This window comes from Pseudomonas sp. GM_Psu_1 (assembly GCF_026544185.1).
In the GTDB taxonomy this organism is placed as follows: domain Bacteria; phylum Pseudomonadota; class Gammaproteobacteria; order Pseudomonadales; family Pseudomonadaceae; genus Chryseomonas; species Chryseomonas oryzihabitans.
This window is the reverse complement of the sequence record NZ_JALNUX010000002.1, coordinates 356,279-380,202: the sequence shown is the minus strand read 5'-3', so window position 1 is coordinate 380,202 and position 23,924 is coordinate 356,279. Positions and strand designations below refer to the sequence as shown.

The 23,924-nt window shown below is 65.2% G+C and carries 21 protein-coding genes; 19 read left to right on the top strand and 2 right to left on the bottom strand.

Annotated elements, in window-relative coordinates; all coding sequences use genetic code 11:
* Positions 1–3 precede the first annotated feature (3 nt).
* From uppS to ispD, 19 genes are all read left to right on the top strand, one after another.
* Positions 4–753 (top strand): polyprenyl diphosphate synthase, encoded by a 750-nt coding sequence (uppS, locus tag OXS31_RS04475; RefSeq protein WP_027602572.1) that lies wholly within the window; start codon positions 4–6, stop codon positions 751–753.
* Positions 753–1,568 carry a phosphatidate cytidylyltransferase gene (locus OXS31_RS04470; protein ID WP_007159489.1) on the top strand — a complete coding sequence of 272 codons (816 nt, stop codon included), beginning with the start codon at positions 753–755 and terminating at the stop codon, positions 1,566–1,568. The genes uppS and OXS31_RS04470 overlap by 1 nt, the downstream gene beginning before the upstream one ends.
* Positions 1,565–2,746, top strand: coding sequence for a 1-deoxy-D-xylulose-5-phosphate reductoisomerase (gene ispC / locus OXS31_RS04465; RefSeq protein WP_267398114.1), 1,182 nt, complete (start codon positions 1,565–1,567; stop codon positions 2,744–2,746). The genes OXS31_RS04470 and ispC overlap by 4 nt, the downstream gene beginning before the upstream one ends.
* A 66-nt stretch (positions 2,747–2,812) precedes the next feature.
* Positions 2,813–4,165 (top strand): sigma E protease regulator RseP, encoded by a 1,353-nt coding sequence (gene rseP / locus OXS31_RS04460; protein ID WP_267398113.1) that lies wholly within the window; start codon positions 2,813–2,815, stop codon positions 4,163–4,165.
* A 73-nt stretch (positions 4,166–4,238) separates the two neighbouring features.
* Positions 4,239–6,641 (top strand): outer membrane protein assembly factor BamA, encoded by a 2,403-nt coding sequence (gene bamA / locus OXS31_RS04455; protein ID WP_267398112.1) that lies wholly within the window; start codon positions 4,239–4,241, stop codon positions 6,639–6,641.
* A gap of 38 nt (positions 6,642–6,679) precedes the next feature.
* On the top strand, positions 6,680–7,183 hold the full coding sequence (locus OXS31_RS04450; protein ID WP_007159485.1) for an OmpH family outer membrane protein: 504 nt from the start codon (positions 6,680–6,682) through the stop codon (positions 7,181–7,183).
* Positions 7,180–8,256 carry a UDP-3-O-(3-hydroxymyristoyl)glucosamine N-acyltransferase gene (gene lpxD / locus OXS31_RS04445; RefSeq protein ID WP_169742423.1) on the top strand — a complete coding sequence of 359 codons (1,077 nt, stop codon included), beginning with the start codon at positions 7,180–7,182 and terminating at the stop codon, positions 8,254–8,256. The genes OXS31_RS04450 and lpxD overlap by 4 nt, the downstream gene beginning before the upstream one ends.
* A 45-nt stretch (positions 8,257–8,301) precedes the next feature.
* Positions 8,302–8,742: a 3-hydroxyacyl-ACP dehydratase FabZ gene (fabZ, locus tag OXS31_RS04440; RefSeq protein WP_007159483.1), complete on the top strand. Its 441-nt coding sequence runs from the start codon at positions 8,302–8,304 to the stop codon at positions 8,740–8,742.
* Positions 8,739–9,515, top strand: a complete 777-nt coding sequence (gene lpxA / locus OXS31_RS04435; protein WP_007159482.1) for an acyl-ACP--UDP-N-acetylglucosamine O-acyltransferase — start codon at positions 8,739–8,741, stop codon at positions 9,513–9,515. The genes fabZ and lpxA overlap by 4 nt, the downstream gene beginning before the upstream one ends.
* The gene (gene lpxB / locus OXS31_RS04430) at positions 9,499–10,659 is read left to right on the top strand and encodes a lipid-A-disaccharide synthase (protein ID WP_267398111.1); all 1,161 of its coding nucleotides are present in this window, start codon (positions 9,499–9,501) and stop codon (positions 10,657–10,659) included. The genes lpxA and lpxB overlap by 17 nt, the downstream gene beginning before the upstream one ends.
* A complete protein-coding gene (rnhB, locus tag OXS31_RS04425) occupies positions 10,659–11,294 on the top strand; it encodes a ribonuclease HII (protein WP_007159480.1) in 636 nt (211 codons plus the stop codon). The genes lpxB and rnhB overlap by 1 nt, the downstream gene beginning before the upstream one ends.
* Positions 11,295–11,370: 76 nt before the next feature.
* A complete protein-coding gene (gene dnaE, locus OXS31_RS04420) occupies positions 11,371–14,892 on the top strand; it encodes a DNA polymerase III subunit alpha (RefSeq protein ID WP_145153256.1) in 3,522 nt (1,173 codons plus the stop codon).
* 140 nt (positions 14,893–15,032) lie between these two features.
* The gene (locus OXS31_RS04415) at positions 15,033–15,983 is read left to right on the top strand and encodes an acetyl-CoA carboxylase carboxyltransferase subunit alpha (RefSeq protein WP_267398109.1); all 951 of its coding nucleotides are present in this window, start codon (positions 15,033–15,035) and stop codon (positions 15,981–15,983) included.
* 10 nt (positions 15,984–15,993) lie between these two features.
* A complete protein-coding gene (tilS, locus tag OXS31_RS04410; protein ID WP_267398107.1) occupies positions 15,994–17,310 on the top strand; it encodes a tRNA lysidine(34) synthetase TilS in 1,317 nt (438 codons plus the stop codon).
* Between the two features lie 142 nt (positions 17,311–17,452).
* Positions 17,453–19,081 (top strand): CTP synthase, encoded by a 1,629-nt coding sequence (locus tag OXS31_RS04405; protein WP_267398105.1) that lies wholly within the window; start codon positions 17,453–17,455, stop codon positions 19,079–19,081.
* A 2-nt stretch (positions 19,082–19,083) separates the two neighbouring features.
* Entirely contained in the window at positions 19,084–19,932 is an 849-nt protein-coding gene (kdsA, locus tag OXS31_RS04400) for a 3-deoxy-8-phosphooctulonate synthase (protein WP_017639039.1), read from the top strand.
* Positions 19,933–20,011: 79 nt separating this feature from the next.
* A complete protein-coding gene (gene eno / locus OXS31_RS04395; RefSeq protein ID WP_007159474.1) occupies positions 20,012–21,301 on the top strand; it encodes a phosphopyruvate hydratase in 1,290 nt (429 codons plus the stop codon).
* 166 nt (positions 21,302–21,467) lie between these two features.
* Positions 21,468–21,746, top strand: a complete 279-nt coding sequence (locus OXS31_RS04390; RefSeq protein WP_007159473.1) for a septum formation initiator family protein — start codon at positions 21,468–21,470, stop codon at positions 21,744–21,746.
* Positions 21,746–22,447, top strand: a complete 702-nt coding sequence (gene ispD, locus OXS31_RS04385; protein WP_027597069.1) for a 2-C-methyl-D-erythritol 4-phosphate cytidylyltransferase — start codon at positions 21,746–21,748, stop codon at positions 22,445–22,447. Before OXS31_RS04390 ends, ispD begins: the two co-directional genes overlap by 1 nt.
* Before the next feature lie 3 nt (positions 22,448–22,450).
* On the opposite strand, the gene yedF is transcribed toward ispD, so the two are convergent.
* Together yedF and yedE are read right to left on the bottom strand one after the other, a co-directional pair.
* On the bottom strand, positions 22,451–22,699 hold the full coding sequence (gene yedF / locus OXS31_RS04380; RefSeq protein WP_267398100.1) for a sulfurtransferase-like selenium metabolism protein YedF: 249 nt from the start codon (positions 22,697–22,699) through the stop codon (positions 22,451–22,453).
* Positions 22,665–23,891, bottom strand: coding sequence for a selenium metabolism membrane protein YedE/FdhT (gene yedE, locus OXS31_RS04375; RefSeq protein WP_267398099.1), 1,227 nt, complete (start codon positions 23,889–23,891; stop codon positions 22,665–22,667). The genes yedF and yedE overlap by 35 nt, the downstream gene beginning before the upstream one ends.
* Positions 23,892–23,924 lie beyond the last annotated feature (33 nt).

The following is a 23,924-nucleotide window of genomic DNA, read 5'->3' as shown; positions in this document are numbered from 1 at the left end:
AACATGGGCATGAGCAAGCCAGGCAAGGTGGTGCCGCGTCACGTGGCGATCATCATGGATGGGAACAATCGCTGGGCGCGCCGTCGGTTGCTGCCGGGCGTCGCCGGTCACAAGGCCGGAGTGGACGCCGTGCGCGCGGTCATCGAGGTGTGCGGCGATGCGGGCGTCGAGGTACTGACGCTGTTCGCCTTTTCCAGCGAGAACTGGCGGCGTCCGGCCGACGAGGTCGGCGCCCTGATGGAGCTCTTCCTGTCCGCCCTGCGGCGGGAGGCGAAGAAGCTGCACCAGAATGGCATCCGGCTGCGCATCATCGGCGATCGCTCGCTGTTCCATCCGGAACTGCAGGCGGCCATGGCGGAAGTCGAGGCGCTCACTGCCCATCACACCCGGTTCGTGCTGCAGATCGCCGCCAACTACGGGGGGCAGTGGGATATCACCCAGGCCGCCCAGCAGCTGGCGGCGCGGGTCCAGCAGGGTTCGCTGCAGCCGGGTGAGATCACGCCGGAGCTGCTGCAAGGCTGTCTGGCGACCGCCGACCTGCCGCTGCCCGACCTGTGCATCCGCACCGGTGGCGAGCGTCGGGTCAGCAACTTCCTGCTCTGGCAGATCGCCTATGCCGAGCTGTATTTCTCCGACCTATTCTGGCCGGACTTCAAGCACGAGGCCATGCACGCTGCCCTGGCGGACTTTGCCACCCGCCAGCGGCGGTTTGGCCGGACCTGCGAACAGGTGGAAGCGGAGCTACGCGCCTAATGCTGAAGCAGCGAGTTATCACGGCGATGGTGCTCCTGCCCATCGCCCTGGCCGGATTTTTCTGGCTGGAAGGGGCGGCTTTCGCCCTGTTCATCGGTGCGGTCGTGGTCCTGGGCGCCTGGGAATGGGCGCGGCTGGCGGGTCTGGAAGCCCAGCCGCTGCGTTGCGCCTATGCCGCCGTGGTCGCTCTGGCGCTGCTGCTCTGCTGGTGGCTCCCCGCCGGTGCCCATGGCCTGCTGTTCATCAGTCTGGCCTGGTGGCTCTATGCGACGGTGCTGGTGCTTACCTATCCCGACAGCGCTCGCGCCTGGCAGGCCTCCTGGCGGCGCCTGCTGATCGGTCTGGTGGTGCTGGTCCCGGCCTGGCAGGGGCTGATGCTGCTCAAGGCGGCACCGGGTGGCAATCTGCTGATTCTCGAAGTGATGATGCTGGTGTGGCTGGCCGACATCTTCGCCTATTTTTCCGGGCGGGCCTTTGGCAAGCGCAAGCTGGCGCCGGCCGTGAGTCCGGGCAAGAGCTGGGAAGGTCTCTATGGCGGCCTGGCCGCCGCGCTGGTGGCTACTCTGGTGCTTGGTCTGGTCCGTGGCTGGGGCCTGGGCGACCTCCTGCAGGCACTCATCGGCGCCGCCTGCGTGGTGCTGATCTCGGTAGTGGGTGATCTCACCGAAAGCATGTTCAAGCGTCAGGCCGGGCTCAAGGACAGCAGCCAGTTGCTGCCGGGGCACGGTGGCGTGCTGGATCGCATCGACAGCCTCACGGCCGCCGTACCGCTGTTCGCCCTGCTGCTCTGGTGGGCCGGCTGGGGTGTCCAGTGAGTCTCCAGCAGCTTTGTGTCCTGGGTGCGACGGGCTCCATCGGCGCCAGCACCCTGGATGTCGTGGCCCGGTATCCCGATCGCTATCGCATCTTCGCCCTCAGCGGGCATCGTCGGCTGAGCGAGCTGGCAGACCTCTGCCGGCGTTTCCAGCCGGTCTATGCAGCCGTGCCGGATCAGGCCTCCGCAGATCAGTTGGCCGCTTTGCTGCAAGGGGCTGAAGCCCGCCCAGAGATCCTGGTGGGGGAGGGTGGCCTGGAGGCCATCGCGGCACATCCCCAGGTGGATACCGTCATGGCGGCCATCGTCGGCGCCGCGGGTCTGAAGCCCACCCTGGCGGCGGTCAAGGCCGGCAAGCGCGTACTGCTGGCCAACAAGGAAGCCTTGGTCATGAGCGGCGCGCTCTTCATCGAGGCCGTGCAGGCCAGTGGCGCGACCCTGCTGCCCATCGACAGTGAGCACAATGCCATCTTCCAATGCCTGGCCGATCCGGCGACACCCGACCTGGCCCGCAAGGGCGTAAGACGCATCCTGCTCACCGCCTCGGGCGGCCCGTTCCGCGAGACACCGGCCGAACAACTGACTGGGGTGACGCCGGATCAGGCCTGTGCCCATCCCAAGTGGTCCATGGGGCGCAAGATTTCGGTGGACTCCGCGACCCTGATGAACAAGGGGCTGGAGCTGATCGAGGCCTGCTGGCTGTTCGAGGCGACGCCGGAGCAGGTCGAGGTGGTCATCCATCCCCAGAGCGTGATTCATTCGCTGGTGGACTACGTGGATGGCTCGGTGCTGGCCCAGCTGGGCAATCCCGATATGCGCACCCCTATCGCCCACGCCCTGGCCTGGCCCGAGCGCATCGACTCCGGCGTCGCAGCGCTGGACCTGTTCGAGATCGGCCGGCTCGACTTCGAGCGGCCCGACGAAGAACGCTTTCCCTGCCTGCGGCTGGCGCGGGAGGCGGCTCAGGCGGGTGGTTGCATGCCGGCTACGCTGAATGCGGCCAACGAGGTCGCCGTCGAGGCCTTTCTCGAGGGGCGACTGGGCTTTACCGAGATCCCGCAGCTGATCGAAGCGGTGCTCAAGGCTGTCGAGCCATGTCCGGCCAGCGATCTCGACACGGTCTTCGCGGCCGACAGCACCGCTCGGCGGCTGGCTCGGGAGTGGCTGTCGAGACGCTGATCCCGCGCCTCGACACCTGGCCTGCGAGTCCGCAGAATCTGCACACTGAGGTAGCGGAGGCAGCCAATGTCCATCCTTTATACGATTCTGGGAACCCTGATCGCCCTGGGCGTGCTGGTGACCATCCACGAGTATGGCCATTTCTGGACGGCGCGCCGTTGCGGCGTCAAGGTCCTGCGCTTCTCCGTTGGCTTCGGCAAACCGCTGCTGCGCTGGCACGATCGCCAGGGCACCGAATTCGTGGTGGCCGCGATCCCGCTGGGCGGCTACGTGAAGATGCTGGACGAGCGCGAAGCGCCGGTGGCGCCTGAAGAACAGCATGCCGCCTTCAATCGCAAGACGGTACGCCAGCGCATCGCCATCGTCGCCGCCGGTCCGATCGCCAACTTCCTGCTCGCCATCCTGTTCTTCTGGGTGCTGGCCATGCTCGGCTCCCAGCAGCCGCGTCCGGTGGTGGGATCGGTCACGCCTGATACCCTGGCTGCCACCGCGGGTATCCCGGCGGGCGCCGAACTGACCGCGGTCGATGACGCGGCGGTAGACACCTGGTCGGCGGTCAATCTGCGCCTGGTCGATCGCCTGGGTGAAAGCGGTCCGCTACGCCTGAGCTACCGGGTCCCGGGCACCACTGCCGAGCAGAACGCGGTCATCCAGCTCGACGACTGGCTGCGCGGCGCGGAAGATCCGGACCCGATCCAGGCGCTGGGTCTCAAGCCCTGGCGGCCGCAGATTCCGGCCATCTTCGCCGAGCTGGATCCGGCCGGTCCGGCGAAAGCCGCCGGCCTCCAGGCGGGCGATCGCCTCATCGCCCTGAACGATACGCCCATCGGTGACTGGCAGCAGGCCGTGGACTGGGTGCGGGCGCACCCGGATCAGCAGGTCAAGGTGAGCTATGAGCGGGAGGGTCAGCGACGCGAGCTGTCCCTGCGCCTGGGCGCGCGGCGCGTCGATAGCGCCGAGACCGGTTACCTCGGTGCGGGTGTGGCGCCGGTCAAGTGGCCAGCGGAAATGGTTCGCGAAATCAGCTACGGACCCGTGGCGGCCGTGGGCGAAGGTATCAGCCGAACCTGGCAGATGAGCGTGCTGACACTGGTTTCCCTGAAGAAGATGCTCTTGGGAGAGCTGTCGGTAAAAAACTTGAGCGGGCCGATAACCATTGCTAAAGTGGCGGGCGCTTCAGCTCAGTCAGGCCTGGGGGATTTCCTCAATTTTCTGGCGTACCTGAGCATAAGCCTGGGGGTTCTGAATCTGTTGCCTATCCCTGTGCTCGACGGCGGTCATCTGGTCTTCTACTTCGTCGAGTGGATTCGCGGGCGGCCCTTGTCCGAGCGTGTACAGACATGGGGCATGCAGATCGGTATTAGCCTCGTCGTGGGTGTGATGCTGCTGGCCTTGGTCAATGACCTCGGTCGCCTCTGACACTCTGCTGATTGCCGAATCTGCCGCCCCGTGCGGCAGATTCTTTATTTGCCAGTTGGAATAAAAGGGACTCATGAAACGCCTGCTGCTACCTGCGGTAATAGCCGCGCTGATGATCGGCGAGGTACACGCCGAGTCCTTCACCATCTCCGATATCCGCGTCAACGGACTGCAACGAGTATCGTCCGGCAGCGTCTTCGGTGCCCTGCCGCTCAACGTCGGCGAATCCGTCGACGACAACAAGTTGGCCGAAGCCTCCCGCTCGCTCTTCCGTACCGGATTCTTCCAGGACATCCAGCTGGGTCGTGACGGCAACGTCCTGGTCGTGAACCTGGTCGAGCGTCCCTCCATTTCCAGCATCACCCTGGAAGGCAACAAGGCGATCTCCAGCGACGACCTGATGAAGGGGCTCAAGCAGGCCGGTCTCGCCGAAGGCGAGATCTTCCAGCGCGCAACGCTGGAAGGCGTGCGCAACGAACTGCTGCGCCAGTACGTCGCCCAGGGTCGCTACTCCGCCAGCATCGACGCCGAGGTGGTGCCGCAGCCCCGTAACCGGGTGCAGCTGAAGATCACCATCAACGAAGGCGAGGTGGCGACCATCTCCCACGTCAACGTGGTGGGCAACACGGTCTTCGCCGAGGATGACCTGACCTCCTTGTTCGAGCTCAAGCCGAGCAACTGGCTGTCGTTCTTCCGCAACGATGACAAGTACTCCCGGGAAAAGTTGGCGGGTGACCTCGAGCGCCTGCGCTCCTATTACCTGGACCGCGGCTACATCAACATGGACATCACCTCGACCCAGGTGTCCATCACGCCCGACAAGAAGCACGTCTACATCACGGTCAATGTCAACGAAGGGCAGAAGTACACCGTTCGTGAAGTCAAGCTGTCGGGCGACCTCAAGGTGCCGGAGGAAGAGCTGCGCAAACTGATGCTGGTCCAGCCGGGCCAAGTCTTCTCGCGCAAGGTCATGACCAGCACCTCGGACCTGATCACCCGCCGGCTGGGCAACGAAGGCTATACCTTCGCCAACGTCAACGGCCTGCCCGAGCCCCATGACGACGACCACAGCGTGTCCCTGACCTATGTGGTCGATCCGGGCAAGCGTGCTTACGTCAACCGCATCAACTTCCGCGGCAACACCAAGACCGAGGACGAGGTGCTGCGTCGCGAGATGCGCCAGATGGAAGGCGGTTGGGCCTCCACCTATCTCATCGACCAGTCCAAGACCCGCCTCGAGCGCCTGGGCTACTTCAAGGAAGTCAAGGTCGAGACGCCCCAGGTACCTGGCACCGACGACATGGTCGACGTCAACTACAACGTCGAAGAGCAGCCGTCGGGCTCCATCACCGCCAGCATCGGCTTCGCCCAGAGCGCCGGTCTGATCCTGGGCGGCTCCATCAGCCAGAACAACTTCCTGGGTACCGGCAACCAAGTCAGCATCGGTCTGACCCGTTCCCAGTACCAGAGCCGCTACAACTTCAGCTTCACCGATCCCTACTTCACGCCGGATGGCGTGAGCCTGGGCTACAACATCTTCTATCGCAGCACCGACTACAGCAAACTGTACGACAGTGACGTCTCCTACTATTCGATCAACAGCCTGGGTACCGGTGTCACCCTGGGCTATCCGATCAGCGAGACCTCGCGCCTGACCTATGGTCTGAGCGTGCAGAACGACGAGATCAATCCCGGTACCTACAGTGCTGACGAGATCTATGATTTCGTCGAGCGCGAAGGGGACAATTTCACCAACTTCAAGGCCAGCATCGGCTGGTCGAGCTCGACGCTGAACCGCGGCGTCCTGCCGACCCGTGGCGCCTCCCAGAGCATGACCGGCCAGATCACCATCCCGGGCAGTGACCTGAGCTTCTATAAGCTCGACTATCGCGGCCAGCTGTTCACCCCACTGACCGACACTACGGCACTGCGCTTCCATACCGAGCTGGGCTATGGCGACAGCTATGGCAGCACCGATGGCCTGCCGTTCTACGAGAACTACTACGCCGGTGGCTTCAACTCGGTACGGGGTTTCGAGGACAGCAGCCTGGGTCCGCGGACTACACCTCCACGAATCAATCCAGCGACTGGTCAGACCAACTATGGGCCTCAGGGGCAGGGATATCGTGACCGCGACAAGTCAGAGGCGTTCGGTGGCAACGTTCTGATCACCGGCGGCGTGGAATACCTTTTCCCGCTGCCCTTCGTGAAGGATCAGAAGTCGCTGCGTACCGTGTTGTTCTGGGACGTGGGTAACGTGTTCTCGACGGGCAATTGTTACAAGGCGGCTGATGGCGTCGGCGGTACATCGAATTGCGGAGATATCAGCCTCTCCAATATGGCCAGCTCCGTCGGCGTCGGTGTGACTTGGGTTACCGCCCTCGGTCCGTTGAGCTTCAGCCTGGGCGTGCCGGTCAAGAAGCCGAGCAACTCCGATCCGCAGGTCTTCCAGTTCTCGCTGGGTCAGACGTTCTGACCCAGGCTACACCTTTGCGCTTTACGCAGGAGTCAACTGTGCACAAGTACACCCGCTACGCTCTGTTCGCTGCCGTTCTCGTCGCCGCTCCGGTGTTCGCCGATACCAAGATAGCTGTCCTGAACTACCAGATGGCCCTGCTGGAATCCGATGCCGCCAAGAAGTACGCGGTGGATTCCGAGAAGAAGTTCGGTCCCCAGCTGAACAAGCTCAAGGGTCTGGAAAGCTCCGCCAAGGACATCCAGGACAAGCTCAACAAGGGCGGTGACAAGATGGCCCAGGCCGAGCGCACCCGCCTGGAGAACGACTTCCGCCAGAAGGCCCGTGACTTCCAGTTCCAGTCCAAGGAACTCAACGATGCCAAGGCGGCCTCGGATCGCGACATGCTCAAGCTGCTCAAGCCGCGCCTGGACAAGGCCGTGGAAGAGGTGCTGAAGAAGGGCGATTACGATCTGGTGCTGGAGCGTGGCGCCGTGGTGGACGTGAAGCCGCAGTACGACATCACGCGCCAGGTCATCGAGCGCATGAACGCGGGTCGTTGATGAGCCATAGCACCTTTACGCTGGGCGAACTGGCGCAGTGGCTGGAAAGCCGCCAGTTGACCGTGGAGTTACGCGGTTCGTCCGAGCGCCTGGTGACCGGTCTGGCTACCCTGCCCGAGGCCGGTCCTGAGCAGTTGAGTTTTCTCGCCAATCCGCAGTACCGCCGATACCTGGCCGACACCCAGGCCGGGGCCGTGCTGCTGACGGAAAAGGACGCCGACGGCTACGCCGGTGACGCCCTGATCCTGGCGAATCCCTATCTGGCCTATGCGCGCCTTTCCCATCTGTTCGATCGCAAGCCGCGCAGCGCAGCCGGTATCCATCCCACCGCGCTGGTCGCGGCGGATGCCCAGGTCGATCCGACGGCGGCCATCGGTCCCTACGTGGTGATCGAGGCCCAGGCGCGCATCGGCGCCGGTGTCAGTCTGGGCGCCCACTGCGTGGTGGGTGCGCGCAGCGTCATCGGTGCCGACAGCTGGCTGGCACCGCGGGTCACGCTCTATCATGACGTGACCATCGGCGAGCGTGCCGTGGTGCAATCGGGTGCCGTGATCGGCGCCGAGGGCTTCGGCTTCGCCAACGAACGTGGCCAGTGGCAGAAGATCGCCCAGCTGGGTGGCGTACTGATCGGCGACGACGTCGAGATCGGTGCCAACACCACCATCGACCGTGGCGCCCTGGCGAACACGGTCATCAGCAATGGCGTGAAGCTCGACAACCAGATCATGATCGCGCACAACGTCCAGGTCGGTGAGCACACCGCCATGGCCGCCTGCGTCGGCATCTCTGGCAGTACCAAGATCGGCAAACACTGCACCATCGCCGGCGGCGTGGGCATGGTCGGTCATATCGAGGTGTGCGACCACGTGTTCGTCACCGGTATGACCATGGTGACCCGCTCGATTACCGAGCCCGGCGCCTATTCCTCCGGTACGGCCATGCAGCCGGCCGGCGAATGGAAGAAGAGCGCCGCGCGGATTCGTCACCTCGACGACATGGCCCGCCGTCTGCAACATCTGGAAAAAATCGTTGCTACCGTGACCTCGCGGGATGACGCTGCTTCTGATGCTTGATTCTGCATCGGATGTTTCCCCTTTCTGAACAGGCCTTCCCCGACCATGATGGACATCAACGAGATCCGTGAATATCTCCCGCATCGCTATCCCTTTCTATTGGTGGATCGCGTGCTGGAGCTGGATATCGAAGCCAAGCGCATTCGTGCCTACAAGAACGTCAGCATCAACGAGCCCTTCTTCACTGGCCACTTCCCCCAGCATCCGATCATGCCGGGCGTGCTGATCGTCGAGGCCATGGCCCAGGCTGCCGGCGTGCTCGGTTTCAAGATGATGAATTCCTCGCCGGCCGATGGCACCCTGTACTACTTCGTCGGATCGGATAAGCTGCGGTTTCGCCAGCCGGTGACGCCGGGTGATCAGCTGATGCTCGACGCTCGCTTCATCAGCACCAAGCGCGGCATCTGGAAATTCGAATGCCACGCCAGTGTGGACGACAAGCCGGTCTGCTCGGCTGAAATCATCTGTGCGGAACGCAAGCTATGACGTTGATTGACCCCAGGGCTATCGTCGACCCCAAGGCACGGCTCGCCGCCGATGTCCAGGTCGGCCCCTGGTCGATCATCGGACCGGATGTCGAGATTGGCGAGGGGACGGTCATCGGGCCTCACGTCATCCTCAAGGGTCCGACCGTGATCGGGCGTCACAATCGTATCTTCCAGTTCTCGTCGATCGGCGAGGATACGCCCGACCTCAAGTATCAGGGCGAACCGACCCGGCTGCGGATCGGCGATCACAACACCATCCGCGAAGGGGTCACCATCCATCGCGGTACCGTGCAGGATCGGGAAGAGACGACCCTTGGCGATCACAACCTGCTGATGGCCTATGTGCACATCGGCCATGACAGCGTGATCGGCAATCACTGCATCCTGGTCAACAACACGGCCCTCGCCGGGCACGTGCACGTCGATGACTGGGCGATCCTGTCCGGCTATACCCTGGTGCATCAGTTCTGCCGCATCGGCGCCCACAGCTTTTCCGGCATGGGCACGGCCATCGGCAAGGACGTACCGGCCTATGTCACGGTGTTCGGCAATCCGGCCGAAGCCCGCAGCATGAACTTCGAAGGCATGCGCCGCCGGGGTTTCTCGGCCGAAGCCATCAAGGAGTTGCGCCGCGCCTACAAGGTGGTCTACCGCCAGGGCCTCACCGTCGATGACGCCCTGCGCGAGCTGGAGCCGGTGGCTCAGCAGTTTCCCGAAGTGGCGGTGTTCCGCGATTCCATCCTGAGTGCGACGCGTGGCATCACCCGCTGAGTTCGCCCAGCGCCCGCTACGCGTGGCGCTGGTGGCAGGGGAGGCGTCGGGTGATCTGCTCGGCGCCGGTCTGATGCAGGCGCTGCGTGCGCAGCATCCGAATATCTCCTTCATGGGCGTGGGCGGTCCGCGGATGGAAGCCGAAGGGCTGGGGTCCGAATTTCCCATGGAGCGTCTGGCGGTCATGGGGCTGGTCGAGGTACTCGGCCGCCTGCGGGAACTCCTGGGTCGGCGCAAGGCGCTGATCAGTCAGTTGCTCGACGCCCGTCCCGATGTCTTCATCGGCATCGACGCCCCGGATTTCGTCCTCGAGATCGAAGCCCAGCTGCATCGCGCCGGCATTCCGGCCGTGCACTATGTCAGTCCCTCGGTCTGGGCCTGGCGACAGAAGCGGGTGCTGAAGATCCGCGACGGCTGCGACCTGATGCTGACCCTGTTTCCCTTCGAGGCGCGTTTCTACGAAGAACAGCAGGTGCCGGTGCGCTTCGTCGGCCACCCACTGGCCGATACCATCCCTCTGGACAGCGACCGCCTGGCCGCCCGGCAGGCCCTGGGCTTGCCGGAAGAGGGGCAGGTCGTCGCCCTGTTGCCGGGCAGTCGCGGCGGTGAAGTAGGGCGCCTGGGTGCCCTGTTCCTCGACGCTGCCGCCCAGTTGCTGGCCGTACGTCCTGGTGTGCGCTTCGTTCTGCCCTGTGCCAATGCGGCGCGGCGGGCGCAGGTGGAGCAGTTGCTGGAAGGTCGGCCGCCGCTGCCGCTGCTGCTGACCGATGGGCGATCCCATGAGGTGCTGGCCGCCTGTGATGGCGTGCTGATCGCCTCGGGCACCGCGACCCTGGAGACGCTGCTGTTCAAGAGACCCATGGTGGTGGCCTATCGGGTGGCGCCCCTGACCTATCTGATCCTCAAGCAGCTGGTGAAGAGTCCCTACATCTCGCTGCCCAACCTCCTGGTCGGGCGCAAGCTGGTGCCCGAGCTGATCCAGCACGAGGCGACGCCGGAGCGGCTGGTGGCCGAACTCCTGCCGCTGCTGGAGCAGCCGCAGCGGCAGACCGACAGCTTCGCCGCCATTCATCACAGCCTGAGGCGCGATGCCTCGGTCCAGGCGGCCGCTGCCGTGCTGGATCTTCTGCGGCAGCGTGGCTGATGCAGCTGGGCCTGGATTTCAACCTGGTCGAGGCGCTGGTCGCCGGCGTCGACGAAGTCGGTCGAGGTCCGCTGTGCGGCGCCGTGGTCACCGCCGCAGTGATCCTCGATCCGGGCAAGCCCATCCTCGGCCTGAACGATTCGAAGAAGCTGTCGCTGGCGCGCCGCGAAGCCCTGTTCGACGAGATCCAGGAAAAGGCCCTGGCCTGGTGCGTGGCCCGCGCCGAGGTCGCCGAGATCGACCGGCTGAACATTCTGCACGCCACCATGCTGGCCATGCAGCGCGCGGTGGAAGGCCTCCAGGTGCAGCCGCGGCTGGCCCTGATCGATGGCAATCGCTGTCCCAAGCTGGCGGTGCCCAGTGCGCCGGTGGTGAAGGGCGACAGCCAGGTCCCGGCGATCGCCGCGGCGTCCATCCTGGCCAAGGTGACCCGCGATCGCGAGATGCAGGTGCTGGATGCCCTCTATCCGGGCTATGGCCTGGCCGGGCATAAGGGCTATCCCACCGCCGAACATCTCGACGCGCTCCGGCGCCTGGGGCCCACGCCCATCCACCGGCGCTCCTTCGCGCCGGTGCGCGATGCCTGGCACGCCCTCGAGACCCAGGCCTCCACCCAGATCATCGCCACCTACTGACGGCCGTCGCGGCGTTCTGACCCCGGGTCGACAATCCAGTACAATCTCGCGCCTCATGCATCAAGGGGTCTCTGCCATGTCCGCATCCTTCGTCCACCTGCGTCTCCACACGGAATACTCCCTGGTCGACGGGATCGTGCGGGTGAAGGGGCTGGTCAAGGCTGCCGAAGCCGCCGGGATGCCGGCCGTGGCGGTGACCGACCAGGGCAACCTCTGTTCGCTGGTCAAGTTCTACAAGGCGGCCATGGGCGCCGGGATCAAGCCCATCGCCGGCGCCGACATCTGGCTGGCCGGCCGCGAAGGCGACGCGCCCCTGAGCCGCATGACCCTGCTGGTCATGAACGCCAAGGGCTATCGCAACCTCACCGAGCTGCTGTCCCGCGGATTCCAGGAAGGCCAGCAGGACGGTCAGATCGTCATCCAGCGCGACTGGGTGAAGGACGCCAGCGAAGGCCTGATCGCCCTGTCCGGTTCCAAGGAGGGTGAGATCGGCCTGGCGCTGCTCGAAGGCGACCTGGCGCTGGCCGATCAGCTGTTCGAGGAATGGCAGCAGGTCTTTCAGGATCGCTTCTATCTGGAGGTGCAGCGCACCGAGCGAGTCGGTGACGAAGAGCACCTGCATGCCGCCGTGGCCCTGGCCGATCGCTGCGGGGGCGCCCTGGTGGCGACCAACGATGTGCGCTTTCTCAAGGCCGAGGACTTCGAGGCCCACGAGACCCGCGTCTGCATCGGCGAGGGCCGGCCGCTGGACGATCCCCGGCGCGAGCGCAAGTACAGCGACCAGCAGTACCTGAAGTCGGCGGCCGAGATGGCCGAGCTGTTCAGCGACCTGCCCGAGGCGCTGGAAAACACCGTCGAGATCGCCAAGCGCTGCAACATCGAGATCCAACTGGGCAAGTACTTCCTGCCCAACTTCCCGATCCCCAACGGGATGACCATCAACGACTACTTGCGCCACGTCTCCTTCGAGGGCCTGGAAGAGCGCCTGGCCGTGCTTTGGCCGCGCGAGACCACGCCGAACTACGAGGAAAAGCGCCAGGAGTACGTCGACCGACTCAACTTCGAGCTCGACATCATCATCCAGATGGGCTTCCCCGGTTACTTCCTCATCGTGATGGACTTCATCAAGTGGGCGAAGAACAACGGCGTGCCGGTCGGCCCCGGCCGGGGCTCGGGTGCCGGCTCCCTGGTTGCCTACGTACTCAAGATCACCGACCTCGATCCGCTGGCCTATGACCTGCTGTTCGAGCGCTTCCTCAACCCCGAGCGGATCTCCATGCCCGACTTCGACGTCGACTTCTGCATGGACGGTCGCGACCGGGTGATCGAATACGTGGCCGACCTGTACGGCCGCGAGGCGGTGAGCCAGATCATCACCTTCGGCACCATGGCCGCCAAGGCGGTGGTGCGCGACGTGGCGCGGGTGCAGGGCAAGTCCTATGGCCTGGCCGACCGCCTGTCGAAGATGATCCCCTTCGAAGTGGGCATGACCCTGCAGAAGGCCTTCGAGCAGGAGGAGCCGCTGCGCGACTTCCTGGCGACCGACGAGGACGCCAAGGAAATCTGGGACATGGCCTTGAAGTTGGAAGGCATCACCCGCGGCACCGGCAAGCACGCCGGGGGCGTGGTGATCGCGCCGACCAAGCTGACCGATTTCTCGCCCATCGCCTGCGACGAAGACGGCAATGGCCTGGTGACCCAGTTCGACAAGGACGACGTCGAGCAGGCCGGTCTGGTCAAGTTCGACTTCCTCGGGCTGCGCACCCTGACCATCATCAAGTGGGCGCTGGAGACCATCAACCGCACGGAAGTGGAAGAGGGGCGCGAGCCGCTCAACATCGACTTCATCCCGCTGGACGACAAGCCGACCTACGCCCTGCTGCAGAAGGCCGAGACCACCGCCGTCTTCCAGCTGGAATCCCGCGGCATGAAGGAGCTGATCAAGAAGCTCAAGCCGGACTGCCTGGAAGACCTCATCGCCCTGGTGGCGCTGTTCCGCCCGGGTCCGTTGCAGTCGGGCATGGTGGACGACTTCATCAACCGCAAGCACGGCCGGGCCGAGCTGGCCTATCCGCATCCGGACTACCAGTATGAAGGCCTGCAGCCGGTGCTGGCGCCCACCTACGGCATCATCCTCTACCAGGAACAGGTGATGCAGATCGCCCAGGTCATGGGCGGCTACACCCTGGGCCAGGCGGACATGCTGCGCCGCGCCATGGGCAAGAAGAAGCCCGAGGAGATGGCCAAGCAGCGCGGCGGCTTCATCGAAGGCTGCGCCAACAACGGCATCGATGCGGACCTGGCCGGCAACATCTTCGACCTGGTGGAAAAATTCGCCGGCTACGGCTTCAACAAGTCGCACTCGGCGGCCTATGGTCTGGTGTCCTACCAGACCGCCTGGCTGAAGACCCACTATCCGGCGCCCTTCATGGCCGCGGTGCTGTCGGCGGACATGCACAACACCGACAAGGTGGTGATCCTCATCGAGGAATGCCGCCACATGAAGCTGCGCATCGACACGCCGGACGTGAACATTTCCGAGTTCAAGTTCACCGTCAACGACGGCGGGCGCATCGTCTACGGCCTGGGGGCGATCAAGGGTGTCGGTGAGGGCCCGGTGGAGGCCATCGTCGAGGCGCGTGCCGAGGGACCGTTCAAGGATCTCTTCGACTTCTGTGCCCGGGTCGACCTCAAGCGCATCAACAAGCGCACCCTGGAAGCCCTGATCCGCTCCGGTGCCCTGGACCGCCTGGGTCCGCACTACCATGACGAGCTCAAGGCCTATCAGGCGACCATCGACCAGAATCGCGCCGTGCTGCTGGCGGCCATGGAAGAGGCCATCGCCTCGGCGGAGCAGACCGCCCGCAGCCACAACAGCGGCCATGTCGATCTCTTCGGTGGCGTCTTCGCCGAACCCGAAGCCGACGTCTATGCCAACCACCGGCGCGCCCGCGAGCTCAATCTCAAGGAGCGCCTGCGCGGGGAAAAGGAAACCTTGGGGCTGTACCTGACCGGTCACCCCATCGAGGAATACGAAGGCGAGGTGCGCCGGCTGGCGCGCCAGCGCATCGTCGACCTCAAGCCGTCGCGCGAGACCCAGACCGTCGCCGGGCTGATCGTCAACCTGCGGGTGATGAAGAACAAACGCGGCGACAAGATGGGCTTCGTCACCCTGGACGACAGGTCCGGGCGCATCGAGGCCTCGCTGTTCGCCGAAGCCTTCAACGCCGCCCAGGCGCTCTTGCAGACCGACGCCCTGGTGATCGTCGAGGGCGAGGTCAGCCAGGACGATTTCTCCGGTGGCCTGCGCCTGCGCGCCAAGCGCGTGCTGGGTCTGGAAGAGGCCCGGACCGCCCTGGCGGAAAGCCTCAGGATCGCGGTGCGCAGCGAGGCGCTGGCCGGCGACCGGTTGCGCTGGCTGGGCGAGTTGTGCGGCCGTCATCGCGGCGCCTGTCCGGTCACCATCGACTACCAGGGCCCCACCGCGCGGGCGCTGCTGCAGTTCGGCGAGAACTACCGGATCGACCCGGCCGATGGCCTGATTCAAACCCTGCGTGACCAGTTCGGCAGGGAGAACGTCTTTCTGAACTATCGTTAAGTCCGAGCGCCGCGTGCGCTTCGTCCCAACCCTCGCCAGCGGCGGGCGCCGGTGACGTGGCAGGAGTCTCGACCTGTCCCGTCCGATCCCTTAAGGTAGGCGCCCCGGCCCTTGGCTCTAGATTGCACTAACGGATGCCCATGAACCCGAACTATCTCGATTTCGAACAGCCCATCGCCGATCTCCAGGCCAAGATCGAAGAACTTCGACTGGTCGGTAACGACAATGCGCTGAACATCAGTGACGAGATCGCCCGGTTGCAGGAGAAGAGCCAGGCGCTCACCAAGAGCATCTTCAGCGACCTGTCCAGCTGGCAGGTGGCTCGTCTGGCGCGTCATCCGCTGCGTCCCTACACCCTCGACTACATCAACTACCTGTTCAGCGATTTCGAAGAGCTGCACGGCGACCGCCACTTCGCCGACGATCCGGCCATCGTCGGTGGCATCGCCCGTCTGGAAGGCCGTCCGGTGATGGTCATCGGTCACCAGAAGGGTCGTGAAGTCCGCGAGAAGGTCCGTCGCAACTTCGGCATGCCGCGTCCGGAAGGCTATCGCAAGGCCTGCCGCCTGATGGAAATGGCCGAGCGTTTCAAGATGCCGATCCTGACCTTCATCGATACCCCCGGCGCCTACCCGGGCATCGACGCCGAAGAGCGTGGCCAGAGCGAGGCCATCGCCTGGAACCTGCGTGTCATGGCGCGCCTGAAGACCCCCATCATCGCCACCGTGATCGGCGAGGGTGGTTCCGGTGGCGCCCTGGCCATCGGCGTCTGCGACCAGCTCAACATGCTGCAGCACTCCACCTACTCGGTGATCTCGCCGGAAGGTTGCGCCTCCATTCTCTGGAAGACCGCCGAGAAGGCGCCCGATGCCGCCGAGGCCATGGGCATCACCGCCGAGCGACTGAAGAGCCTGAACATCGTCGACCAGGTGATCGACGAGCCCCTGGGTGGTGCGCACCGCGATCCCCAGGCCATGGCCAACAGCCTGCGCACCGCGCTGCTGGAACAGCTGGACGAACTCAAGGGCTACGACATGCCGGCGCTGCTGGAACGTCGCTACGAGCGCCTGATGAGCTACGGCATCGCCTGATCCCGCCCCTATGAGTCTGCTGGATCGGCTGCGCGCCCGCCTGGAGCGGCAGCCGCCCACCCGTCACTGGCGGGTGGGCTTTTCCGGCGGACTCGATTCCACCGTTCTCCTGCACCTCTTCGCGCGACTGCGCGAGCGCGGCCTGTTCGCCGATCTGCAGGCGGTGCATGTGCACCATGGTCTGCAAGCCGCGGCGGATGCCTGGGTCTCGCACTGCACCCGGGTCTGCCAAGCGCTGGCCATTCCTCTAGATATCCTGCACGTCCACATCGATGGCGCCGCCAGTCTCGAACGGGCTGCCCGCGAGGCGCGCTATGCCGCCTTCGCCCGGGTGCTGCCCAGGGAGGGCTGCCTGGTGCTGGGCCAGCATCGCGACGATCAGCTGGAGACCCTGCTGCAGCGGCTGGTGCGCGGCGCGGGGGTCAAGGGCCTGGCCGGCATGCCCGAGACCCGTTCCTTGGCCGCCGGTCGGCTCTGGCGACCGCTGCTGGACGAGCCGCGGCGCGCGCTGCTGGCCTATGCCGAAGCTGAGGGGCTGGACTGGATCGAGGATCCCAGCAATGCCGATACCCGGCTGGATCGCAATTACCTGAGGCACCAGGTGCTGCCGCGGCTACGCGACCGCTGGCCGGGCGTCGATCAGGTCATGGCGCGCAGTGCCCGGCATCTGGCCGAAGCCGACGAATTGCTCGGCGAACTGGCCAGCCTGGATCTGCAGCAGGCCCGGCGGGCCGAACAGCCTTTCCCCTGGATCCCCTTGCCCAGTCTGGCCCTGGCGCCCTTGCAGTCCCTGAGCGAGGCACGCCAGCGCAATGCCCTGCGGGTCTGGCTGGACAGCTTCACCCGCCAGCCCGACAGCGCCCACTGGGCCGGTTGGCAGGCATTGCGCGAGGCGGGCGAGGCCGGCGATCCCGTCTGGCGTCTCGAAGGTGGCAGTCTGCGCCGGGGGGCAGGGCGGATCTGGTGGGTGCCTGCGGCCTGGCAGGTCACGCCGTCACCCCAGGTCATTAACGGGCAGGAAACCACCCTGGAACTCCAAGGGAATGGTCGCCTGCGATTCAGCGTACCGGTCGTCGTATCCGGCTGGCGAATCGGCTATCGCCAGGGTGGCGAGCGGCTGGTCATACCGGGTCGCGGCAGCCGCGATCTCAAGCGTCTGCTCAACGAACAGGGGGTGCCGCCGTTCCTGCGCGGCCGATTGCCGCTGCTCTGGGGCGGCGACGAACTGCTGGCGGTGGCCAACCTGCCCGGTCTGGATGGCCTGCCGGGGGGAGGGCGGCTTGAGTGGCAGCCCGCAGACGGCATGGGCGGGTTTGAGCTGGGATGACCTTTAGGCTAGACTACGCTCCCGTCTTATATCGCATTTTCCGCTCGCCCCGAGTGGACGGTGTGCATTGGTCCGGCGCCAGGCCGACCGCTCTCGCTTTCATCGGCGGCTCTCCGCCTCAACGCAGATTCTAGGAATTTTCATGACGCGCTTTATTTTCGTCACGGGCGGTGTTGTTTCTTCTTTGGGGAAAGGCATCGCCTCGGCCTCCCTGGGCGCCATTCTGGAAGCGAGAGGGCTGAAGGTCACCATGCTCAAGCTGGATCCCTACATCAACGTGGATCCCGGCACCATGAGCCCCTTCCAGCACGGCGAGGTGTTCGTCACCCATGACGGCGCCGAGACCGATCTGGATCTGGGTCACTACGAGCGCTTCATCCGCACCACCGTGACCCAGAACAACAACTTCACCACCGGTCGCATCTACATGGACGTCCTGCGCAAGGAGCGTCGTGGCGACTACCTGGGCGCCACCGTGCAGGTGATCCCGCACATCACCGACGAGATCAAGAGACGCATCATCAAGGGCGCCGGCGATGCCGACGTGGCCCTGGTGGAGATCGGCGGCACCGTCGGCGACATCGAGTCGCAGCCCTTCCTCGAAGCCATCCGCCAGCTGCGGGTGGAGATCGGCGCGCGCCGCGCCATGCTGATGCACCTGACCCTGGTGCCCTACATCGCCACCGCCGGCGAGACCAAGACCAAGCCGACCCAGCATTCGGTCAAGGAACTGCGCTCCATCGGCCTGCAGCCCGATGTGCTGATCTGCCGTTCCGACCACACCGTCGACAGCTCTTCCCGCCGCAAGATCGCCCTCTTCACCAACGTCGAAGAGCGCGCGGTCATCTCCCTGGAAGACGTCGACACCATCTACCGCATTCCCTCCGTGCTGCACGCCCAGGGCCTGGACGAATTCGTCGTCGAGCGCTTCGGCCTGGAGTGCAAGCCGGCCGATCTGTCCGAGTGGGATCGCGTGGTGGACGCCAAGCTCAACCCCGAGCAGGAAGTCACCATCGCCATGGTCGGCAAGTACATGGAGCTGCTCGACGCCTACAAGTCGCTGATCGAGGCCATGACCCACGCCGGTATCCAGAGCCGCACCAAGGTCAACCTGCGCTATATCGACTCCGAGTACATCGAGCAGCAGGGCACCCATCTGCTCAAGGGCGTCGATGCCATCCTGGTGCCCGGCGGCTTCGGCCTGCGCGGCGTGGAAGGCAAGATCGCCACCGTGCAGTACGCCCGCGAGAACAAGATCCCCTACCTGGGCATCTGCCTGGGCATGCAGGTGGCGGTCATCGAATTCGCCCGTAACGTGCTGGGCTGGAAAGACGCCAACTCCACCGAATTCGACAAGGCCAGCGGCCACCCGGTGGTCGGCCTGATCACCGAATGGCAGGATTCCACCGGCGCCACCGAGATCCGTACCGAAGGCTCCGACCTGGGCGGCACCATGCGCCTGGGCGCCCAGGAGTGCCAGCTGATCGGCGGTACCCAGGTGCACGACTGCTATGGCCAGGACGTCATCGTCGAGCGCCACCGTCACCGCTACGAGGTCAACAACAACCTCCTACCGCAGATCGAGGCCGCCGGCCTGAAGATCTCCGGTCGCTCGGGCGACGGCGCCCTGGTCGAAGTGGTGGAAGCCCCGGATCATCCCTGGTTCGTCGCCTGCCAGTTCCACCCGGAGTTCACCTCCACCCCGCGTGACGGCCATCCGCTGTTCAGCGGCTTCGTCAACGCCGCCCTGCGTTACGCCAAGAAGGATTGATCATGACCGCTCAGAAGATCGTCCGCGTCGGCAACATCGAGATCGCCAACGACAAGCCCTTCGTGCTGTTCGGCGGCATGAACGTGCTGGAATCCCGCGACCTGGCCATGCAGGTGTGCGAGCAATACGTCAAGGTGACCGAGAAGCTGGGCATCCCCTACGTCTTCAAGGCCAGCTTCGACAAGGCCAACCGCTCCTCCGTGACCAGCTATCGCGGTCCGGGCATGGAAGCCGGCCTGCGCATCTTCGAAGAGCTCAAGGCCACCTTCGGCATGCCGGTGATCACCGACGTCCACGAGCCCTACCAAGCGGCGCCAGTGGCGGCGGTGTGCGACATCATCCAGCTGCCGGCCTTCCTCTCGCGGCAGACCGATCTGGTGGTGGCCATGGCCAAGACCGACGCCGTGATCAACATCAAGAAGGCGCAATTCCTCGCGCCCCAGGAGATGAAGCACATCCTCGCCAAGTGCGAAGAAGCCGGCAACGACCAGCTGATCCTCTGCGAGCGGGGCTCCTCCTTCGGCTACAACAACCTGGTGGTCGACATGCTCGGCTTCGGCATCATGAAGAGCTTCGGCTACCCGGTGTTCTTCGATGTCACCCATGCCCTGCAGATGCCGGGCGGGCGTGCCGATTCCGCCGGCGGCCGCCGCGCCCAGGTCACCGACCTGGCCAAGGCCGGCATGAGCCAGGGCCTGGCCGGTCTGTTCCTCGAAGCCCATCCGGATCCCGAACATGCCAAGTGCGACGGCCCCTGTGCCCTGCGCCTGGACAAGCTGGAGCCCTTCCTGGCCCAGCTCAAGGCGCTGGACGAGCTGGTGAAGTCGTTCACGCCGATCGAAACTGCCTAAGCGGCGGCTGAACCAAAAGGCCCAGGCGCAGCCGAAGGCTGATCCGTCAATGACCGGTAACATGGAGATCGATACAAAAATGGCTAACATCGTCGACATCAAGGGACGTGAGGTCCTGGATTCCCGCGGCAACCCCACCGTTGAAGCGGACGTGATCCTGGACAATGGTATCGTCGGTCGCGCCACCGCGCCGTCCGGCGCGTCCACCGGTTCGCGCGAGGCACTGGAGCTGCGCGACGGCGACAAGAGCCGTTACCTGGGCAAGGGCGTCCTGAAGGCCGTGGGCAACATCAACGGCCCGATCCGTGACCTGTTGCTGGGCAAGGATCCGAGCGACCAGAAGGCCCTGGACCGCGCCATGATCGAGCTGGACGGTACCGACAACAAGGCCAAGCTGGGCGCCAACGCCATCCTGGCCGTGTCCCTGGCGGCCGCCAAGGCCGCTGCCGAAGACCAGGACCTGCCGCTCTACGCCCACATCGCCAACCTGAACGGCACCCCCGGTCAGTACTCCATGCCGGTGCCGATGATGAACATCATCAACGGCGGCGAGCATGCCGACAACAACGTCGACATCCAGGAATTCATGGTCCAGCCGGTTGGCGCCAAGAGCTTTGCCGATGCCCTGCGCGTGGGTGCCGAGATCTTCCATCACCTCAAAGCCGTGCTCAAGGCTCGTGGCCTGAGCACCTCCGTGGGTGACGAAGGCGGCTTCGCGCCCAACCTGGCCTCCAACGCCGACGCCCTGGCCGCCATCGCCGAAGCGGTTAAGAATGCCGGTTACGAGCTGGGCACCGACGTGACCCTGGCCCTGGACTGCGCCTCCAGCGAGTTCTACAAGGACGGCCAGTACGACCTGTCCGGCGAGGGCAAGGCCTTCGACGCCAACGGTTTCGCCGACTACCTGGCCGGGCTGACCGAGCAGTTCCCGATCATCTCCATCGAAGACGGCATGGACGAGTCCGACTGGGCTGGCTGGAAGGCCCTGACCGACAAGATCGGCAGCAAGGTGCAGCTGGTGGGCGACGACCTGTTCGTCACCAACACCAAGATCCTCAAGGAAGGCATCGAGAAGGGCATCGGTAACTCGATCCTGATCAAGTTCAACCAGATCGGCTCCTTGACCGAGACCCTGGAAGCCATCCAGATGGCCAAGGCCGCCGGCTACACCGCGGTGATCTCCCACCGCAGCGGCGAGACCGAAGACTCCACCATCGCCGACCTGGCCGTGGGCACCGCCGCCGGTCAGATCAAGACCGGTTCGCTGTGCCGTTCCGATCGCGTCTCCAAGTACAACCAGCTGCTGCGCATCGAAGAGCAGCTGGGTGCCAAGGCGCCTTACCGCGGTCGTGCCGAGTTCCGCAGCTAAAGGTTGCGCGACCGGGGAGGCGAGGACAGAGGTCGTCGCCTTCCGCCACGTCCGACGGACCACAGGATAGATGCCCAGTTTACAAGCGTAGAGCCGGGCTTCTATCCTGTTTTCGTCTCTGCCGCCGCCTTTGCGGCATCCGCCGTCCGCGAATCCGTTATCTCCCATGCGAAGTCCCTACTGGCTGTTCCCCTTCCTGCTCCTGCTGCTTGGCGGTCTTCAGTATCGCCTGTGGGTCGGTGATGGCAGCTTCGCCCAGGTGCGCGAACTCAAGCAGCAGATCGCCGACCAGAATGGTGAGAACAAGCGCCTGCTGGAGCGCAACGAGATCCTCGAAGCCGAGGTCGTCGAGCTCAAGAAAGGCATGGAGACCGTCGAGGAGCGTGCCCGCCACGAACTCGGCATGGTCAAACAAGGCGAAACCCTCTTCCTGCAATCCAAATAATGTCCCTTCTGCCTTCCTTCTGGGCGGTCATTCCCGCCGCGGGTGTGGGTGCGCGGATGCGTGCCGACCGACCCAAGCAATACCTCGATCTGTGCGGCCGCAGCCTGCTGGAGCGCACCCTCGACTGTTTTCTTGACCATCCGCGCCTGCGCGGGCTGGCGGTGAGCCTGGCGGCGGAAGATCCCTGGTGGCCGACGCTGGCCTGTGCCCGCGACGCCCGCATCCTGCGCGCCCCGGGTGGGCGTGAGCGCGCCGACTCGGTGCTGGGTGGCCTGCTGCTGCTGAGCGAGCAGGGCGCCAGCGATGGCGACTGGGTGCTGGTGCACGATGCTGCCCGGCCCAATCTCTGCCGCGCCGATCTGGATCGGCTACTGGCCGAACTGGCCCAGGACCCGGTGGGTGGTCTCCTGGGCGTGCCGGCGCGGGATACCCTCAAGCGCGTTGGCCGCGATGGCCGGGTGAGCGAAACCGTGGATCGCAGCCAGGTCTGGCTGGCCTACACGCCGCAGATGTTCCGCCTCGGTGCGCTGCGCGACGCCCTGAGCGCCGCTCTGGCCGCGGGCGCCGCCATCACCGACGAGGCCTCGGCCATGGAGTGGGCGGGGCATGCGCCGCGCCTGGTCGAAGGCCGCGCGGACAACATCAAGGTCACCACCCCCGAAGACCTGCAGCGACTGCAAAGTGTCTTCGCCGAGGCCTAGCCCTCAGGCCCGCAGCGGCACCTCGATGAGAAAGCGGAACAGCGCGCCATGCTGTTCCACCGCCTGACAATCGTAGCCCTGGCGCCGGGTATCTTCCGGAATGCCGTGGATCGACTGGGCGCAATCGGTGATCACCTCCAGGAGATCGCCGGGCCGCAGGGTCTGCAAGGTCTCCAGGGTGGCGATGGCGTTGTAGGGGCAGTGTTCGCCCCGTAGATCAAGCGACAGCGTCGGCGTCTTGGCGAGCGTCATGGACAGGCTTCCCGGGGCGAGTGAAACGGCGGGCGTTGAGTTGGACCAGCAGCAGGCAGAGGGCCAGGCCGGCAAAGGTCAGCAGCAGGCCGCTGCCGGGGCCTGCCTGCTGCAGCAGATTTATCCTGGGATAGGGCAGGGCGAGGGCGCTGCCCAGGCGGTCCCAGTAGACCGCCACCAGGGTCCCGCCGATGACGTTGCCCAGGCCCACCACCCAGAAATGCAGCTGGCCTTCCACCGCGCGGTACATCCAGCCGGTCTCGCAGCCACCGGCGAAGACGATACCGACGCCAAACAGCAGGCCACCGATCACGGCGTTGGGGCCCATCCAGAAGATCTTTGGCGCCATGCCCAGCTGGATGGCGCCAAAGGTGCCGAGGCAGGCCACCGCCATGCCCAGCAGGATGCCGGTCGCCGCCTGGGTACGGCTGGTGGTCCAGAGGTCGCGGGCGGCGCTGGTGAAGCAGATCTGCGCCCGCTCGATCAGGCCGCCGAAGACCAGGCCGAAGAGGGTAGCCAGACCCAGTACCAGGGAGACCTCGAAGCGCCAGGCGGCGAAGAGCAGCGCCACCACCAGCACGGCGAGACCCAGCCGCGCCTGGCGACGCGCGCGCCGGGCCAGTTGCCCGGCATCGGGCAGGACGGCGGCGTGGGCGGTGACCTTCAGCGGAATGCGCAGCCAGGGCAGCAGGGTCAGCTTCACGCCAAGCCAGGCGCCGGCCCCCGTGGCCAGCATGAAGGCCCAGGCATGCAGCGAGAACATGGGGATGCCGGTAAAGAAGGCCGCCAGGTTGCAACCCATGGCCAGGCGGGCACCGAAGCCGGCGATGATGCCGCCGGCCAGGCCCTGGAGCAGCCGGCGGCGACTGGTGGGCCAGCGCAGGCCGACGTTGCCGGCCCAGAGGGCGCAGGCCAGGGCGCCCAGCAGCATGCCGATGATCATGACGCCATCGATGCGATCCAGGGGCGTGCCCTGCAGGCCGATCAGCCGGAAATAGCTCCAGTCCCTTACCGGGACGCCGAACCAGGCCAGCACATGGCCGCCCCAGCGGGTGAATTCGCCAGTCACGGCCCAGAAGGTTCCGGTCAGGGCGAAGTAGTAGGCCGAGGCGACGCCGAGGGCGATCAGCGTGGGCAGGGGCGCCCAGAAGCGCAGCAGATAGCGCTCGCGAAAGGCGGCTAGGGCAGACATGGTTACAACCTTGGCAGGGGCGGATTGGCGCTG

Excerpts from the sequence above, each read along its gene's own strand:
- uppS (WP_027602572.1), top strand. The coding sequence starts at position 4 with ATGGGCATGAGCAAGCCAGGCAAGGTGGTGCCGCGTCACGTGGCGATC.
- OXS31_RS04470 (WP_007159489.1), top strand. The coding sequence starts at position 753 with ATGCTGAAGCAGCGAGTTATCACGGCGATGGTGCTCCTGCCCATCGCC.
- rseP (WP_267398113.1), top strand. The coding sequence starts at position 2,813 with ATGTCCATCCTTTATACGATTCTGGGAACCCTGATCGCCCTGGGCGTG.
- bamA (WP_267398112.1), top strand. The coding sequence starts at position 4,239 with ATGAAACGCCTGCTGCTACCTGCGGTAATAGCCGCGCTGATGATCGGC.
- fabZ (WP_007159483.1), top strand. The coding sequence starts at position 8,302 with ATGATGGACATCAACGAGATCCGTGAATATCTCCCGCATCGCTATCCC.
- lpxA (WP_007159482.1), top strand. The coding sequence starts at position 8,739 with ATGACGTTGATTGACCCCAGGGCTATCGTCGACCCCAAGGCACGGCTC.
- rnhB (WP_007159480.1), top strand. The coding sequence starts at position 10,659 with ATGCAGCTGGGCCTGGATTTCAACCTGGTCGAGGCGCTGGTCGCCGGC.
- dnaE (WP_145153256.1), top strand. The coding sequence starts at position 11,371 with ATGTCCGCATCCTTCGTCCACCTGCGTCTCCACACGGAATACTCCCTG.
- OXS31_RS04415 (WP_267398109.1), top strand. The coding sequence starts at position 15,033 with ATGAACCCGAACTATCTCGATTTCGAACAGCCCATCGCCGATCTCCAG.
- tilS (WP_267398107.1), top strand. The coding sequence starts at position 15,994 with ATGAGTCTGCTGGATCGGCTGCGCGCCCGCCTGGAGCGGCAGCCGCCC.
- OXS31_RS04405 (WP_267398105.1), top strand. The coding sequence starts at position 17,453 with ATGACGCGCTTTATTTTCGTCACGGGCGGTGTTGTTTCTTCTTTGGGG.
- kdsA (WP_017639039.1), top strand. The coding sequence starts at position 19,084 with ATGACCGCTCAGAAGATCGTCCGCGTCGGCAACATCGAGATCGCCAAC.
- eno (WP_007159474.1), top strand. The coding sequence starts at position 20,012 with ATGGCTAACATCGTCGACATCAAGGGACGTGAGGTCCTGGATTCCCGC.
- OXS31_RS04390 (WP_007159473.1), top strand. The coding sequence starts at position 21,468 with ATGCGAAGTCCCTACTGGCTGTTCCCCTTCCTGCTCCTGCTGCTTGGC.
- ispD (WP_027597069.1), top strand. The coding sequence starts at position 21,746 with ATGTCCCTTCTGCCTTCCTTCTGGGCGGTCATTCCCGCCGCGGGTGTG.
- yedF (WP_267398100.1), bottom strand. The coding sequence starts at position 22,699 with ATGACGCTCGCCAAGACGCCGACGCTGTCGCTTGATCTACGGGGCGAA.
- yedE (WP_267398099.1), bottom strand. The coding sequence starts at position 23,891 with ATGTCTGCCCTAGCCGCCTTTCGCGAGCGCTATCTGCTGCGCTTCTGG.